The sequence below is a fragment of the Bacillus sp. RSS_NA_20 genome (assembly GCF_020165915.1).
Lineage (GTDB): Bacteria > Bacillota > Bacilli > Bacillales > Bacillaceae > Bacillus > Bacillus altitudinis.
The window spans coordinates 978936-993211 of record NZ_JAIUKW010000003.1 but is presented as its reverse complement, the minus strand read 5'-3'; the positions used below and the strand labels follow the sequence as shown (position 1 = coordinate 993211).

Below are 14276 nucleotides of genomic sequence, written 5' to 3'. Positions count from 1 at the left end.
GCTCCTTTCGTTACATGTCTTACTTTTAATATGAATGTTTCACGTGAATTTATACATAACAAAAATAGGGGTTGGGTCAATTCAATGAAAAGTCGGGATTTAGTTCGTTTTTTCTTCTCTGTGCTGGCTGTTGGAGCGGTCATTACAAGCGTGGTAGGTTTTGCGCTGGAGTGGGGGAAATATCAGAAGCTGTTTGTATCGTTTGAGATTTTAGAGATTGCGTCTGTGTTATTTTGGTTTATTGGTGTGGGGATGATCTTTAGTGTAATCAGTCAGATGGGGTTTGTTGTTTTTTTGACAGTGCACCGGTTTGCGCTGGAGATTTTCAGGTCGCATTCTTTATGGAATACCATTCAGTTATTCCTTGTGATTTTCGTGCTGTTTGATTTAGCTTATTTGCGGTTTTTGTTTTTCGGGGAGAATGAATCATTTCTTCCATACTTATGGCTGCCTGTTTTTATCGGTGTGTTTGCATTGATCGTGTCTTATTTTAAACAGCAGCAGTCCTCTAAGAAAACATTTATTTCTGCAATGTTTCTCATGGTCGTCATCACGTCGTTAGAATGGTTTCCGGCGCTTAGAGTCAATGAAGAGGACTGGCTGTATTTAATGCTATTCCCGCTATTAGGTTGTAATGCGTTTCAGTTGTTAGCTATGCCGCGGTTTTCAAAAGCAAAAGCTACTTAACCTCAGTTGACTTTGTTTTTGTATTAGAGATAAGCTCGCCAACCGTGACGTTTCTTAAATTTTGATCTTTTAAGTGTTTTAAAATAGCTGGTAAGGCTTGAGCGGTTTGGGTGGCTGAATCTGAGGCGTGAAGGAGAATGATGTCTCCGCTTTTCATTCGATCATTTACATTATGAACAATCTGGTCGACGCCCGGGTTCAGCCAATCTTGAGAATTGATGCTGTAATGGACAACGGTATAGCCATACTGTGTTGCAATTTTCAATACCGTTTCATTAAATTGCCCAGTTGGCGGTCTTAATAATTGAATGTCTTCCAGTCCAAGCTTTTGAAATGTATTTTGTGCACGGACAAGATCACGCTTAATTTCGTTTTCTTCAAGCTGGCTATAATTTTTATATGCATAGCCAAGGCTGCCAATTTGATGGCCATCCTCTTTAATCCTTTTCACAATATCCGGGTGACGCTCAGCCCAAGAAGCAGACAGAAAGAAAGTGGCGTTCTTTATATCGTACTCTCGGAGGACATTTAAAATAGGAACAGCCTTCTCGTCTCCCCAGCCAATATTAAACGTAAGGGATGCATGTTTTGATGAGGTCTCTCCTTTATAAATCGCTCGGGGTCCTTGTTCTGTTTTAAATACCGACAGCGGCGGTGCCTTTTGTACATAAAAAAAGGTTGCAGCTGCAAGGGCTGCTACAAGAATAATGACTACTTGCTTCAGTCGTTTAATAGGCAACACATATAATCGACTCAATTCAAACACTCCTGCCTTGTCCAAGATTGTTACTTGATTGTATGCAGGACAAGGGTTTGACATGCACGATAAAACTATTTTAAAAAAAGTTCTGAAAAGGCGTTGACCAACAGAATGTTTTCGTGATATATTATTAATCGTCGCTGACACACAGTGACAAACACAAACGCTTCGGGAAATAAACTTGAAAAAAGTTGTTGACATAAGATGAAGCGAAATGTTATATTATTAAAGCCGCTAAGAACGGCGAAGATGATCTTTGAAAACTAAACAAGACAAAACGTACCTGTTAATTCGAGTTTTTATAAAAAAATCCTATGATACATCATAGGTAGTCAGTCAAACTGGCGAAAAACAAAACTTCGGTTTTGAACTTTTTCGGAGAGTTTGATCCTGGCTCAGGACGAACGCTGGCGGCGTGCCTAATACATGCAAGTCGAGCGGACAGAAGGGAGCTTGCTCCCGGATGTTAGCGGCGGACGGGTGAGTAACACGTGGGTAACCTGCCTGTAAGACTGGGATAACTCCGGGAAACCGGAGCTAATACCGGATAGTTCCTTGAACCGCATGGTTCAAGTATGAAAGACGGTTTCGGCTGTCACTTACAGATGGACCCGCGGCGCATTAGCTAGTTGGTGAGGTAACGGCTCACCAAGGCGACGATGCGTAGCCGACCTGAGAGGGTGATCGGCCACACTGGGACTGAGACACGGCCCAGACTCCTACGGGAGGCAGCAGTAGGGAATCTTCCGCAATGGACGAAAGTCTGACGGAGCAACGCCGCGTGAGTGATGAAGGTTTTCGGATCGTAAAGCTCTGTTGTTAGGGAAGAACAAGTGCAAGAGTAACTGCTTGCACCTTGACGGTACCTAACCAGAAAGCCACGGCTAACTACGTGCCAGCAGCCGCGGTAATACGTAGGTGGCAAGCGTTGTCCGGAATTATTGGGCGTAAAGGGCTCGCAGGCGGTTTCTTAAGTCTGATGTGAAAGCCCCCGGCTCAACCGGGGAGGGTCATTGGAAACTGGGAAACTTGAGTGCAGAAGAGGAGAGTGGAATTCCACGTGTAGCGGTGAAATGCGTAGAGATGTGGAGGAACACCAGTGGCGAAGGCGACTCTCTGGTCTGTAACTGACGCTGAGGAGCGAAAGCGTGGGGAGCGAACAGGATTAGATACCCTGGTAGTCCACGCCGTAAACGATGAGTGCTAAGTGTTAGGGGGTTTCCGCCCCTTAGTGCTGCAGCTAACGCATTAAGCACTCCGCCTGGGGAGTACGGTCGCAAGACTGAAACTCAAAGGAATTGACGGGGGCCCGCACAAGCGGTGGAGCATGTGGTTTAATTCGAAGCAACGCGAAGAACCTTACCAGGTCTTGACATCCTCTGACAACCCTAGAGATAGGGCTTTCCCTTCGGGGACAGAGTGACAGGTGGTGCATGGTTGTCGTCAGCTCGTGTCGTGAGATGTTGGGTTAAGTCCCGCAACGAGCGCAACCCTTGATCTTAGTTGCCAGCATTCAGTTGGGCACTCTAAGGTGACTGCCGGTGACAAACCGGAGGAAGGTGGGGATGACGTCAAATCATCATGCCCCTTATGACCTGGGCTACACACGTGCTACAATGGACAGAACAAAGGGCTGCGAGACCGCAAGGTTTAGCCAATCCCACAAATCTGTTCTCAGTTCGGATCGCAGTCTGCAACTCGACTGCGTGAAGCTGGAATCGCTAGTAATCGCGGATCAGCATGCCGCGGTGAATACGTTCCCGGGCCTTGTACACACCGCCCGTCACACCACGAGAGTTTGCAACACCCGAAGTCGGTGAGGTAACCTTTATGGAGCCAGCCGCCGAAGGTGGGGCAGATGATTGGGGTGAAGTCGTAACAAGGTAGCCGTATCGGAAGGTGCGGCTGGATCACCTCCTTTCTAAGGATATATGGAGCAGTGTGCGTTTTCGTCTTGTTTAGTTTTGAAGGATCATTCCTTCAAACATGTCTCTAGCGAGACAGGATTGTTCTTTGAAAACTAGATAACAATAAGTAATACATTCACATTGAATGCAATGCAAAGTTCATCACACATAGTGATTCTTTCTAAAGTAAGAAATGGTTAAGTTAGAAAGGGCGCACGGTGGATGCCTTGGCACTAGGAGCCGATGAAGGACGGGACGAACACCGATATGCTTCGGGGAGCTGTAAGCAAGCTTTGATCCGGAGATTTCCGAATGGGGAAACCCACTGCTCGTAATGGAGTAGTATCCATACTTGAATACATAGAGTATGAGAAGGCATACCCGGGGAACTGAAACATCTAAGTACCCGGAGGAAGAGAAAGCAAATGCGATTCCCTGAGTAGCGGCGAGCGAAACGGGAACAGCCCAAACCAAGAGGCTTGCCTCTTGGGGTTGTAGGACACTCTATACGGAGTTACAAAGGAACGATATAAGCGAAGAGGTCTGGAAAGGCCCGCCAAAGAAGGTAACAGCCCTGTAACTGAAATGTTGTTCTCTCCAGAGTGGATCCTGAGTACGGCGGAACACGTGAAATTCCGTCGGAATCCGGGAGGACCATCTCCCAAGGCTAAATACTCCCTAGTGACCGATAGTGAACCAGTACCGTGAGGGAAAGGTGAAAAGCACCCCGGAAGGGGAGTGAAATAGATCCTGAAACCGTGTGCCTACAAGTAGTCAGAGCCCGTTAACGGGTGATGGCGTGCCTTTTGTAGAATGAACCGGCGAGTTACGATCCCGTGCAAGGTTAAGCAGAAGATGCGGAGCCGCAGCGAAAGCGAGTCTGAATAGGGCGCATGAGTACGTGGTCGTAGACCCGAAACCAGGTGATCTACCCATGTCCAGGGTGAAGTTCAGGTAACACTGAATGGAGGCCCGAACCCACGCACGTTGAAAAGTGCGGGGATGAGGTGTGGGTAGGGGTGAAATGCCAATCGAACCTGGAGATAGCTGGTTCTCTCCGAAATAGCTTTAGGGCTAGCCTCAAGGTAAGAGTCTCGGAGGTAGAGCACTGATTGGACTAGGGGCCCCTACCGGGTTACCGAATTCAGTCAAACTCCGAATGCCGATGACTTATCCTTGGGAGTCAGACTGCGAGTGATAAGATCCGTAGTCGAAAGGGAAACAGCCCAGACCGCCAGCTAAGGTCCCAAAGTATACGTTAAGTGGAAAAGGATGTGGAGTTGCTTAGACAACCAGGATGTTGGCTTAGAAGCAGCCACCATTTAAAGAGTGCGTAATAGCTCACTGGTCGAGTGACTCTGCGCCGAAAATGTACCGGGGCTAAACGTATCACCGAAGCTGCGGACTGTTCTTACGAACAGTGGTAGGAGAGCGTTCTAAGTGCAGTGAAGTCAGACCGGAAGGACTGGTGGAGCGCTTAGAAGTGAGAATGCCGGTATGAGTAGCGAAAGACGGGTGAGAATCCCGTCCACCGAATGCCTAAGGTTTCCTGAGGAAGGCTCGTCCGCTCAGGGTTAGTCGGGACCTAAGCCGAGGCCGAAAGGCGTAGGCGATGGACAACAGGTTGATATTCCTGTACCACCTCCTCACCATTTGAGCAATGGGGGGACGCAGGAGGATAGGGTAAGCGCGGTATTGGATATCCGCGTCCAAGCAGTTAGGCTGGGAAATAGGCAAATCCGTTTCCCGTGAAGGCTGAGCTGTGATGGCGAGCGAAATTTAGTAGCGAAGTTCCTGATTCCACACTGCCAAGAAAAGCCTCTAGCGAGGTGAGAGGTGCCCGTACCGCAAACCGACACAGGTAGGCGAGGAGAGAATCCTAAGGTGATCGAGAGAACTCTCGTTAAGGAACTCGGCAAAATGACCCCGTAACTTCGGGAGAAGGGGTGCTTCTTAGGGTGTTAAAGCCCCGAGAAGCCGCAGTGAATAGGCCCAGGCGACTGTTTAGCAAAAACACAGGTCTCTGCGAAGCCGTAAGGCGAAGTATAGGGGCTGACGCCTGCCCGGTGCTGGAAGGTTAAGAGGAGCGCTTAGCGTAAGCGAAGGTGCGAATTGAAGCCCCAGTAAACGGCGGCCGTAACTATAACGGTCCTAAGGTAGCGAAATTCCTTGTCGGGTAAGTTCCGACCCGCACGAAAGGCGCAACGATCTGGGCACTGTCTCAACGAGAGACTCGGTGAAATTATAGTACCTGTGAAGATGCAGGTTACCCGCGACAGGACGGAAAGACCCCGTGGAGCTTTACTGCAGCCTGATATTGAATGTTGGTACAGCTTGTACAGGATAGGTAGGAGCCTTGGAAACCGGAGCGCTAGCTTCGGTGGAGGCATCGGTGGGATACTACCCTGGCTGTATTGACCTTCTAACCCGCTGCCCTTATCGGGCAGGGAGACAGTGTCAGGTGGGCAGTTTGACTGGGGCGGTCGCCTCCTAAAATGTAACGGAGGCGCCCAAAGGTTCCCTCAGAATGGTTGGAAATCATTCGCAGAGTGTAAAGGCACAAGGGAGCTTGACTGCGAGACCTACAAGTCGAGCAGGGACGAAAGTCGGGCTTAGTGATCCGGTGGTTCCGCATGGAAGGGCCATCGCTCAACGGATAAAAGCTACCCCGGGGATAACAGGCTTATCTCCCCCAAGAGTCCACATCGACGGGGAGGTTTGGCACCTCGATGTCGGCTCATCGCATCCTGGGGCTGTAGTCGGTCCCAAGGGTTGGGCTGTTCGCCCATTAAAGCGGTACGCGAGCTGGGTTCAGAACGTCGTGAGACAGTTCGGTCCCTATCCGTCGCGGGCGCAGGAAATTTGAGAGGAGCTGTCCTTAGTACGAGAGGACCGGGATGGACGCACCGCTGGTGTACCAGTTGTTCTGCCAAGGGCATCGCTGGGTAGCTATGTGCGGACGGGATAAGTGCTGAAAGCATCTAAGCATGAAGCCTCCCTCAAGATGAGATTTCCCATTCCGCAAGGAAGTAAGATCCCTGAAAGATGATCAGGTTGATAGGTCTGAGGTGGAAGCGTGGTGACACGTGGAGCTGACAGATACTAATAGATCGAGGACTTAACCTATATTCTAATGTGAAAAATGAACATTGTTATCTAGTTTTGAGAGAACATTCTCTCCATCAGGTTTGGTGGCGATAGCGAAGAGGTCACACCCGTTCCCATACCGAACACGGAAGTTAAGCTCTTCAGCGCCGATGGTAGTTGGGGGTTTCCCCCTGTGAGAGTAGGACGCCGCCAAGCTTTTTGTTTATATCCTTCCAATGGAAGAAGTTACTTTATCCATTCCGCAGTAGCTCAGTGGTAGAGCTATCGGCTGTTAACCGATCGGTCGTAGGTTCGAGTCCTACCTGCGGAGCCATGCTTCCATAGCTCAGTAGGTAGAGCACTTCCATGGTAAGGAAGAGGTCAGCGGTTCGAGCCCGCTTGGAAGCTTTCCTCTATATGATAATGGTAAATGTTAAGGTTTCTCGTTGATGAGAAGGCTTTTTTTGTTTGTTTTAAAATAAATTGACTTTTATTGATCTTAGTTAGGCTCATGAAAATAGAAAATGACTCGAGCGATTTTGATGGAAGCTTTGCCTTAGCTTTCTATATACTCCTTCTATTTGTTCTTGATTCTTCGGCGTATTTCTTTTATCCTTACTAAAGTGATGACTTCCTCTCTTACAAAAGACTCTGTACGTTCCTCTTTTTCCCCGAAATTGAAGGGTTATTGTTTGTTCCTTTCTGTATCTCCGGGTTTTATTCGCCTTCTTTTTCCTTGTACGGTATGTATATAAAAAGGAGTAGATGGTTTGAAAGATTTATTTGTAAAGCAAGAATGCTTTGGACATGTGCGTCAGGATGTGCTGGCGGGTATTTTAGTGGCCTTGGCTTTGATTCCTGAAGCGATTGCGTTTTCGATTATTGCGGGCGTTGATCCTAAGGTCGGTTTGTATGCTTCGTTTTGTATTGCGATTGTGATTTCGTTTGTTGGTGGACGGCCAGGTATGATCTCTGCCGCTACTGGTGCTATGGCACTGGTCATGGTCAATTTGATTGCAGATCATGGATTGCAGTATTTGTTCGCAGCTACGATTTTAACAGGCTTGATTCAAATTGTGTTTGGAATGTGCCGTGTTTCTCGTCTGATGAAATTTATTCCGAGGTCTGTGATGGTTGGTTTTGTCAATGCGTTGGCAATTATGATCTTCATGGCACAGCTGCCGCATTTCGTTGGGGAATCCATGGCTATGTATATCATGACAGGTGGCGCTTTGTTCATCATTTATGTATTACCGATGGTCATCAAAGTTGTTCCCTCTCCACTCATTGCGATTATTGTGATGACGATGATTGCTGTATTTGGGCATATTGATGTCAGAACGGTTGGAGACATGGGAGAGCTGCCTAGCTCTTTGCCAGTTTTTCTTATCCCAAATGTACCGTTTAACTGGGAAACACTTGCTATCATTTTTCCTTATTCCTTAGCACTTGCGATGGTTGGTTTACTTGAATCTTTATTAACAGCACAAATTGTAGATGATATGACGGAAACGTCTAGTCGTAAAAATAAGGAAGCGAGAGGTCAAGGAATTGCCAATGTGGTGGCAGGATTTTTTGGCGGTATGGCTGGCTGTGCGATGATTGGTCAATCTGTGATTAATACAAAGGCAGGGGGACGAGGCCGGCTTTCTACCTTTGTGGCTGGTGCATTTTTAATGGTATTGATTTTTGTGCTTGGTGATGTGGTTGTTCAAATTCCAATGGCTGCTCTTGTTGCTGTCATGATCATGGTTTCTATTGGTACCTTTGATTGGAGTTCATTCCAGCAGCTGAAAAAGAACCCAAAAACAGATTCTCTTGTGATGCTTGTCACGGTCGTGACGGTGGTGTTCACTCATGATTTATCCAAGGGTGTTTTTGCAGGGGTGCTGCTTAGTGCCGTATTCTTTGTGGCTAAAATATCAAAACTGCATATTACCTCTACAGAAAGCCAAGCTGGTACATGGGTTTATCGAATTAAGGGTCAAATTTTCTTTGCTTCCGTGACTGAATTGATTCAAGCCTTCCATCATGGAAACGACTTGAACACGGTTGTGATTGATTTGTCTGAAGCGCGTATATGGGACGAATCAGGTGTGGCTGCGATTGAACGTGTGAAGGAAAAATATCGTACAGCTGGTGTAGAGGTGGACGTAGTTGGAATGGATACGTCGAGTCAAAAACTTATGAAACAAGTGATCGGATCTTAAAAAGACTTTTCTGTTTGTTACAATAGAACAAGGAAGAAAGTGAAGGATGGAGGTGGCCGGCATGCTTGTCCGTTTGAATCAGGTGCTCGGCCGGATGATGCCGCTCATTACGCCTGTCAGCGTGCTATCTGGTGTATTATTGGCGGCGTATTTAAAAGATTTCACCTTTTTGGTGCCTTGGGTGTTTGCTGTGATGACATTTTCAGGGAGCTTGTCATCTACTTTTTCAGCTTTAAAACATACGGTGATGCATCCATTGCCTTTGATTTTATCGTTTATGATTTTGCATGTGCTGATGCCCCTTTATGCATGGTCGGCGGGGCATTTGATATTTGCGGGTGATTCTATGACGATCACCGGTTTGACGCTTGCGATGGTGATTCCGACAGGTGTGTCTAGTTTAATATGGGCGGCAATGTATAAAGGGAATGTGGGGTTAACGTTATCTATCATATTAATTGATACATTGCTTTCGCCATTGATTGTGCCAGTAAGCTTGTCAATCTTCGTTGGTACACAGGTCCATATGGACATGGTGGCGATCATGAAAGGACTATTCGGTATGGTGGTGTTGCCCTCTATTTTAGGGATGCTCGTTCGTCAGTATGCAAAGCCATCGGTGACAAAAGCAATGAGTCAGACCTTGGCTCCTTTTTCAAAATTAGGCTTGTTTGTTGTCGTATCGATTAACAGTTCTGTTGTCGCCCCATATTTGCGTGAACTGGATGCTGCATTTTTTAGCAAAGCAGCGACTGTCTTTTTCATTGCAATGAGTGGGTATGCGTTTGCGTGGTTGATTGGAAAGGCGATGAAATGTACCCAAGGAGAAATTGTGGCGATTGTGTATACGGGCGGTATGCGGAACATTAGCGCGGGTGCTGTGCTTGCCATTAGCTTTTTCCCGCCTGCTGTTGCTGTTCCTGTCGTGATTGGCATGCTGTTTCAGCAAGTGCTTGCAGCCTTGTTTGGCTTTTTACTTCATCGTTTCGAGCTGAAAGTACCTGCTGTGACTAAGTCTTTATCATGAAAAAACCTCCATCCTTTAAGGTGGAGGCTTTTTTGCGATTAATAGATGAGGTATTTCTTCCGTTTCTTTTCGAATGTCTTTAGGTCATGGTGGTATTGTTTCATGATGTGTTTGATGGAAGTGCCTTTATTGATTTCTTCTTTGATCCAGCTATTCCCGATGAGTTTATCAAAGCTGCCTGTTTGTAGGAATTGAAAGTCATTAGGATACAAGTCATGAATTGCTTTGATGATGGATAGACCTGTTTTGACTGCTTCGAATGATTTTCGGTCTGTGACATAAAGCTGTACCCCGTGAGACAAAGTCCCGGCATGTTTTGAAAAGGTAGGGGTAAATGAGACAGGTCTAAATTGAACGCCTTTTAGTTTTAACCCATTTAAATGATCTGCTAGCTCATTGCTATTGATATATGGAGCGCCAATGAGTTCGAACGGTTTCGTCGTTCCTCTGCCTTCAGAAACGTTTGTGCCTTCGATTAATCCTGTTGCTGGGTAAACAAAGGTACTATCAACGGTTGGCATGTTAGGTGAAGGGAGGACGAACGGCAGCTTCGTGTCATCGAACGTCATGGATCGTTTCCAATGTTTCATTTTGATCACTTTTACATCAGCGTTGATATGAAACTCTTTGTTAAACATGTATGCAAGTTCTCCAGTTGTCATCCCATGTCTTAATGGGATGGGATAGAGACCTACAAAAGAGGCGTGTTCTGGCTCTAATACGGGTCCTTCTACTTTTACCCCACCTATTGGGTTTGGACGATCTAAGACAACAAATGGAATGTTGTTTTCCTTAGCTGCTTCCATTGCATACGCCATCGTGTAAATATAGGTGTAATAACGAGTACCAACGTCTTGAATATCAAATAGCAGGACATCTACATTTTTGAGCATTTCAGGAGTTGGCTTTCTTGTTTTTCCATAAAGAGAGTAAACAGGCAGGCCTGTTTTTTCGTCAGTATACGATTCGACGCCTTCTCCTGCTTGTGCATCACCGCGCACGCCATGTTCAGGCCCATACAAGGCAGTCAGTTTAATATCGGGGTGTTCAAATAGCAGATCGACACTGCTTTTCATGTTTGCATCAATGCCTGTAGGATTTGTAATAAGCCCTACTTTTTTCCCTTTAAGCCAAGAGAGGTTACTTGAGAGTAATGTTTCGATACCTGTTTTGACTGTTGCTTTTTTTCCTTTTGTATCTGTTCGTTCTGAATCTGCGGGGGAGGCGGCGGTCAATGTGCTGATCATGAGAATGCTAGCGAGTATCAAGCTTGCTGTCTTTTTCAAGAGAATCCCTCCTATTTGATCTGTTTTCCTTTTAAATTGAGTCCATAGCCAAATGGGTAAAGGGTTTGATTAGGATGAGTGACTGATGGGATAGCGACGGGTAATTTCCCTTTAGGTGAGGCCGCTCCAAAAATCACTTCTAGTCCCGCAGGAATATTCGGTTGATTGAATTGTCCGTTTGAGTACCCTTTAAAACCGTACACAGCCAGTAAGGCGTCGGCTTCTTCAAAATTTGCCGCATCATAAGGGTTTCGGAGACTCATGATGACCAATTTTTTGTTTTGTGCTGATGCTTCTTTCATGACAGCACGAGGGAAGGCCGTTGCCCATTTTTTCGGATCCTGTACACCGTCATCAATGACGCCATCATTCACAGCCGGGTCATTTTGGACAACGTAAGAGCCGGTAATGACATAGTCAGCATCTTGAATGAGTTTGGCTGTTTCTTTGGAGAAGCTCTTATCTGCAAATGCGTATGATTGGATTTGCACAGGTTTAATCTTTTTCTGTTTGATCAGAGATTCAATTGTGACGGACATTGCTTTTGTTTGATCTTCGTATGGTGCCATGAGTACGATTTTGTCATTCTTTTTAGGCTTAAAAGGCAAGGTTTTGTCGTTGTTTTTAAGGAGAGTGATTCCTTCACGTGCCATTTTTTGTTCTGCTTTTCGGTGCGACTTTTGACCAACGAGCTGTGTGGCTTTTTTGATTTTCTTCTCAAGGCTTACTGATTTATTGGCGGAAATGATGCCGCGTTTGATCTTTAATTGAAGGATTTTTTCGACAGATTGATTGATCTGAGATATCGGAATTTCGTTTGTGAGAACTGCTCTTTTTAAAGCATTGAACACATTCTCTAGGTTTTTTTCTGTCTTTAAGGACGTGACAGGTGCTGGCATGAGGGCAATGTCGACGCCTGCTTTAATAGCCATTACCACAGCTTCTTCCTGTCCGAAGTTATCTGCAATCGCTTTCATATTGAGGGCGTCTGTTACAACCACTCCTTGAAAGCCCATGTCTTCTTTTAATAAATTTGTGATGACTTTTTTTGATAAGGTTGCTGGAACCATAATGTCCTCGCCATCTTTTTTGCTTTTATACGTTGTGTCATCAATGGCTGGGAATTGAACATGAGCAGTCATGACCATATCTGCCCCTGCGTTGATTGCTTGTTGAAATGGATACAGCTCCACCTTTTTAAGACGATCTAGATCATGTTCGACAAGCGGAAGACCGTAGTGACTATCAACAGCTGTATCACCATGTCCCGGGAAATGCTTTAATGTGGAAATGGTCTTTTCCTTTTGAAGTCCTTTCATGGTTTGCAGACCAAGTCTTGTGACAAGTTCAGGGTCAGAGCTAAAGGAACGGACACCGATGACGGGGTTATTCGGGTTATTATTTACATCAAGAACAGGAGAGAAATTTGTATTGATACCTAGAGCGTTTAATTCTTTGCCGATGATTTTTCCAGTGTCATAAGCATTTTTCTTACTTCGAGAGGCACCAATCGACATATTTCCTGGGAAATGTGTTCCCTTTTGTAGTCTTGTGACGATTCCGCCTTCTTGATCAATGGAAATGAGTAAAGGAATGTTGGGTGATGCTTGTTGAAATTCATGTGTGAGTTTGACGGTTTGTTTCGTATCAACGACATTTTCTGCAAATAAGATGACACCGCCTAAATGATATTTCTCTACAAGGTGAGAAACTTCTTTATTCATTTTTGTGAAGCCTGTAGGAGCGGATTCACCTTCTGCTTGCCAATTGCGAAAGTCTGGCATGAGCATTTGGCCAATTTTTTCATCCAAGGACATGTCCTGAACCATTTGTTTGGCAGTTGGGAGAGGGGCGGAGCTCACCTTTTCCGTTGGAATGGAAGAGGTGAGCAGGGCCAAAACGAGTGCAGCGGGGAACAGAGCTTTTAACATCGAATTCCTCCTTTTACTTAAAAGATTCGTAGATTGCAGTCATGATGCTTCCATAAGTACCAGTTGGGAAAAGGTCACCTTCAAATTGATTTGGGTTGACTTCAGGTGAAACGACGGGTGAATGTTTTTTATTTGTCAGCAAGACGACGCCTAGATTGTGTTTTGGATCAATCAGTGTCATCGTTCCGGTCCAGCCTGTGTGTCCGTACGCTTCTTTACTTGCGTATTTCCCAAACATCCATTCCATGTCAGTATTGCCGTTTTTCCGCCAGCCTAGCCCGTAAGTTGGGTTCGTGTCTGATGATTCCGTAAAGAGATCGATAGAAGCTTGGTCAAAGATGGTTGTTTTCCCATAGCCTCCTTTATTGAGCATCAGCTGAAGCAGTACGGCCATATCTGATGTATTAGAGAAAAGTCCAGCATGTCCGGAGACACCTGCCATTGAGTAATAGGCTTTCTCATCGTGGACTTCACCTAGCAAGGTATACCTGCGAATGTTTTCAAAATCAATGACACCATCTCTTGTATTGCCTAGACGCTCGGTTGCTGCAAAATGCTTTGGCTTGAATCCCTTTTTCAGCGGATTGAACATGGTCTGTTTGAGACCAAGCGGTCGATAAATCATCGACTCTACATATTGATCAAGTGGCATACCGGTTTTTTTCTCAATGATCATGCCTAACAGCATGTAATCAATATCACTATAAATATGCTGAGTGCCTGGCTTGTATTGCAGAGGTACCTTTGGCAGCCATTTCATGGTTGTTTGTCTATCTTGAGAGAAAAAAGAGCCCGCTTGCTCTTTGCTATAAAATAAAACACTGGAAGGCAGTCCGGCAGAATGGGTGAGAAGATCCTTGACTCGAAGCTGATCTTTGCCGGTTACCTTTGCATCTGGTTCATCTTGAAAGTCGGGCAGGATGGTTTGTATTTTTTCATTTACATCTAGTTTTTGTTCATATACTAGCTTTTGCAGGGCATAGTTGGTGGCATACATTTTTGTATTGGATGCCAAATCGAACAGTGTGCTCTTTTTCATTTTCTTATAGAATTTGAGTTCTGTTGTCCCTTTATATTTTTGTCTGTAGCCATAGGCTTTTTGATGGACGATCTGACCATCCTTGATAATGATGAGTGCTGCCCCTGGAAACCCTGCTTTGATATCGTTTTGAATCATGTGATCAACCTTCCTAAGCTGCCTAGAAGAAAAACCTACTTGTTCCGGTCGTTTTGCTTTTTTTAAGACGGGATATTCTTCAGGTGCTGTTTTAGACAAAGACGATACAGGATGGGAGCTAGTTGCAAATGTTTGTACTGGTAACCCTAGGAGCATGAACAGACTTGTGATGATGAGAAAATATTTCTTCAAGAGCTAGACCTC

At 45.6% G+C, this 14276-nt stretch carries 7 protein-coding genes, 2 tRNA genes and 3 rRNA genes; 8 read left to right on the top strand and 4 right to left on the bottom strand.

What is annotated here, in order from left to right:
• Positions 1–84 precede the first annotated feature (84 nt).
• Entirely contained in the window at positions 85–687 is a 603-nt protein-coding gene (locus tag LCD32_RS05025; RefSeq protein WP_008345196.1) for a KinB-signaling pathway activation protein, read from the top strand.
• Here LCD32_RS05025 and pdaB read toward each other — a convergent pair.
• The gene (gene pdaB / locus LCD32_RS05020) at positions 680–1444 is read right to left on the bottom strand and encodes a polysaccharide deacetylase family sporulation protein PdaB (protein ID WP_039170433.1); all 765 of its coding nucleotides are present in this window, start codon (positions 1442–1444) and stop codon (positions 680–682) included. The two genes, LCD32_RS05025 and pdaB, sit on opposite strands and share 8 nt — an antisense overlap.
• A gap of 375 nt (positions 1445–1819) precedes the next feature.
• Here pdaB and LCD32_RS05015 point away from each other — a divergent pair.
• The 7 genes from LCD32_RS05015 to LCD32_RS04985 all read left to right on the top strand — a co-directional run bounded on the left by LCD32_RS05015 (position 1820) and on the right by LCD32_RS04985 (position 9678).
• Positions 1820–3368: ribosomal RNA gene (locus LCD32_RS05015) — 16S ribosomal RNA — on the top strand.
• Between the two features lie 181 nt (positions 3369–3549).
• Positions 3550–6480 (top strand): 23S ribosomal RNA (locus LCD32_RS05010).
• A 61-nt stretch (positions 6481–6541) separates the two neighbouring features.
• Positions 6542–6657: ribosomal RNA gene (gene rrf, locus LCD32_RS05005) — 5S ribosomal RNA — on the top strand.
• Together the 16S, 23S and 5S rRNA genes with 2 tRNA genes alongside form the textbook arrangement of a ribosomal RNA operon.
• A 43-nt stretch (positions 6658–6700) precedes the next feature.
• Positions 6701–6775, top strand: a tRNA-Asn gene (locus LCD32_RS05000).
• Position 6776: 1 nt separating this feature from the next.
• A tRNA-Thr gene (locus tag LCD32_RS04995) sits at positions 6777–6849 on the top strand.
• A 362-nt stretch (positions 6850–7211) separates the two neighbouring features.
• Positions 7212–8651, top strand: coding sequence for a SulP family inorganic anion transporter (locus tag LCD32_RS04990; RefSeq protein ID WP_224562965.1), 1440 nt, complete (start codon positions 7212–7214; stop codon positions 8649–8651).
• Positions 8652–8712: 61 nt separating this feature from the next.
• Positions 8713–9678: a bile acid:sodium symporter family protein gene (locus LCD32_RS04985; RefSeq protein WP_224562963.1), complete on the top strand. Its 966-nt coding sequence runs from the start codon at positions 8713–8715 to the stop codon at positions 9676–9678.
• A gap of 38 nt (positions 9679–9716) precedes the next feature.
• On the opposite strand, the gene LCD32_RS04980 is transcribed toward LCD32_RS04985, so the two are convergent.
• Genes LCD32_RS04980 through pbp4b form a run of 3 tightly spaced genes read right to left on the bottom strand, consistent with a single transcriptional unit; the run spans position 9717 to position 14264 of the window.
• Entirely contained in the window at positions 9717–10925 is a 1209-nt protein-coding gene (locus LCD32_RS04980) for an exo-beta-N-acetylmuramidase NamZ domain-containing protein (RefSeq protein ID WP_407707998.1), read from the bottom strand.
• A 50-nt stretch (positions 10926–10975) separates the two neighbouring features.
• Entirely contained in the window at positions 10976–12895 is a 1920-nt protein-coding gene (locus tag LCD32_RS04975; protein WP_035704319.1) for a glycoside hydrolase family 3 protein, read from the bottom strand.
• A 13-nt stretch (positions 12896–12908) separates the two neighbouring features.
• Positions 12909–14264: a penicillin binding protein PBP4B gene (gene pbp4b, locus LCD32_RS04970; RefSeq protein ID WP_216943092.1), complete on the bottom strand. Its 1356-nt coding sequence runs from the start codon at positions 14262–14264 to the stop codon at positions 12909–12911.
• Positions 14265–14276: the final 12 nt, after the last annotated feature.

Coding starts and splice junctions, on each gene's coding strand:
- LCD32_RS05025 (WP_008345196.1), top strand. CDS start 85: ATGAAAAGTCGGGATTTAGTTCGTTTTTTCTTCTCTGTGCTGGCTGTT.
- LCD32_RS04985 (WP_224562963.1), top strand. CDS start 8,713: ATGCTTGTCCGTTTGAATCAGGTGCTCGGCCGGATGATGCCGCTCATT.
- LCD32_RS04980 (WP_407707998.1), bottom strand. CDS start 10,925: ATGATCAGCACATTGACCGCCGCCTCCCCCGCAGATTCAGAACGAACA.
- LCD32_RS04975 (WP_035704319.1), bottom strand. CDS start 12,895: ATGTTAAAAGCTCTGTTCCCCGCTGCACTCGTTTTGGCCCTGCTCACC.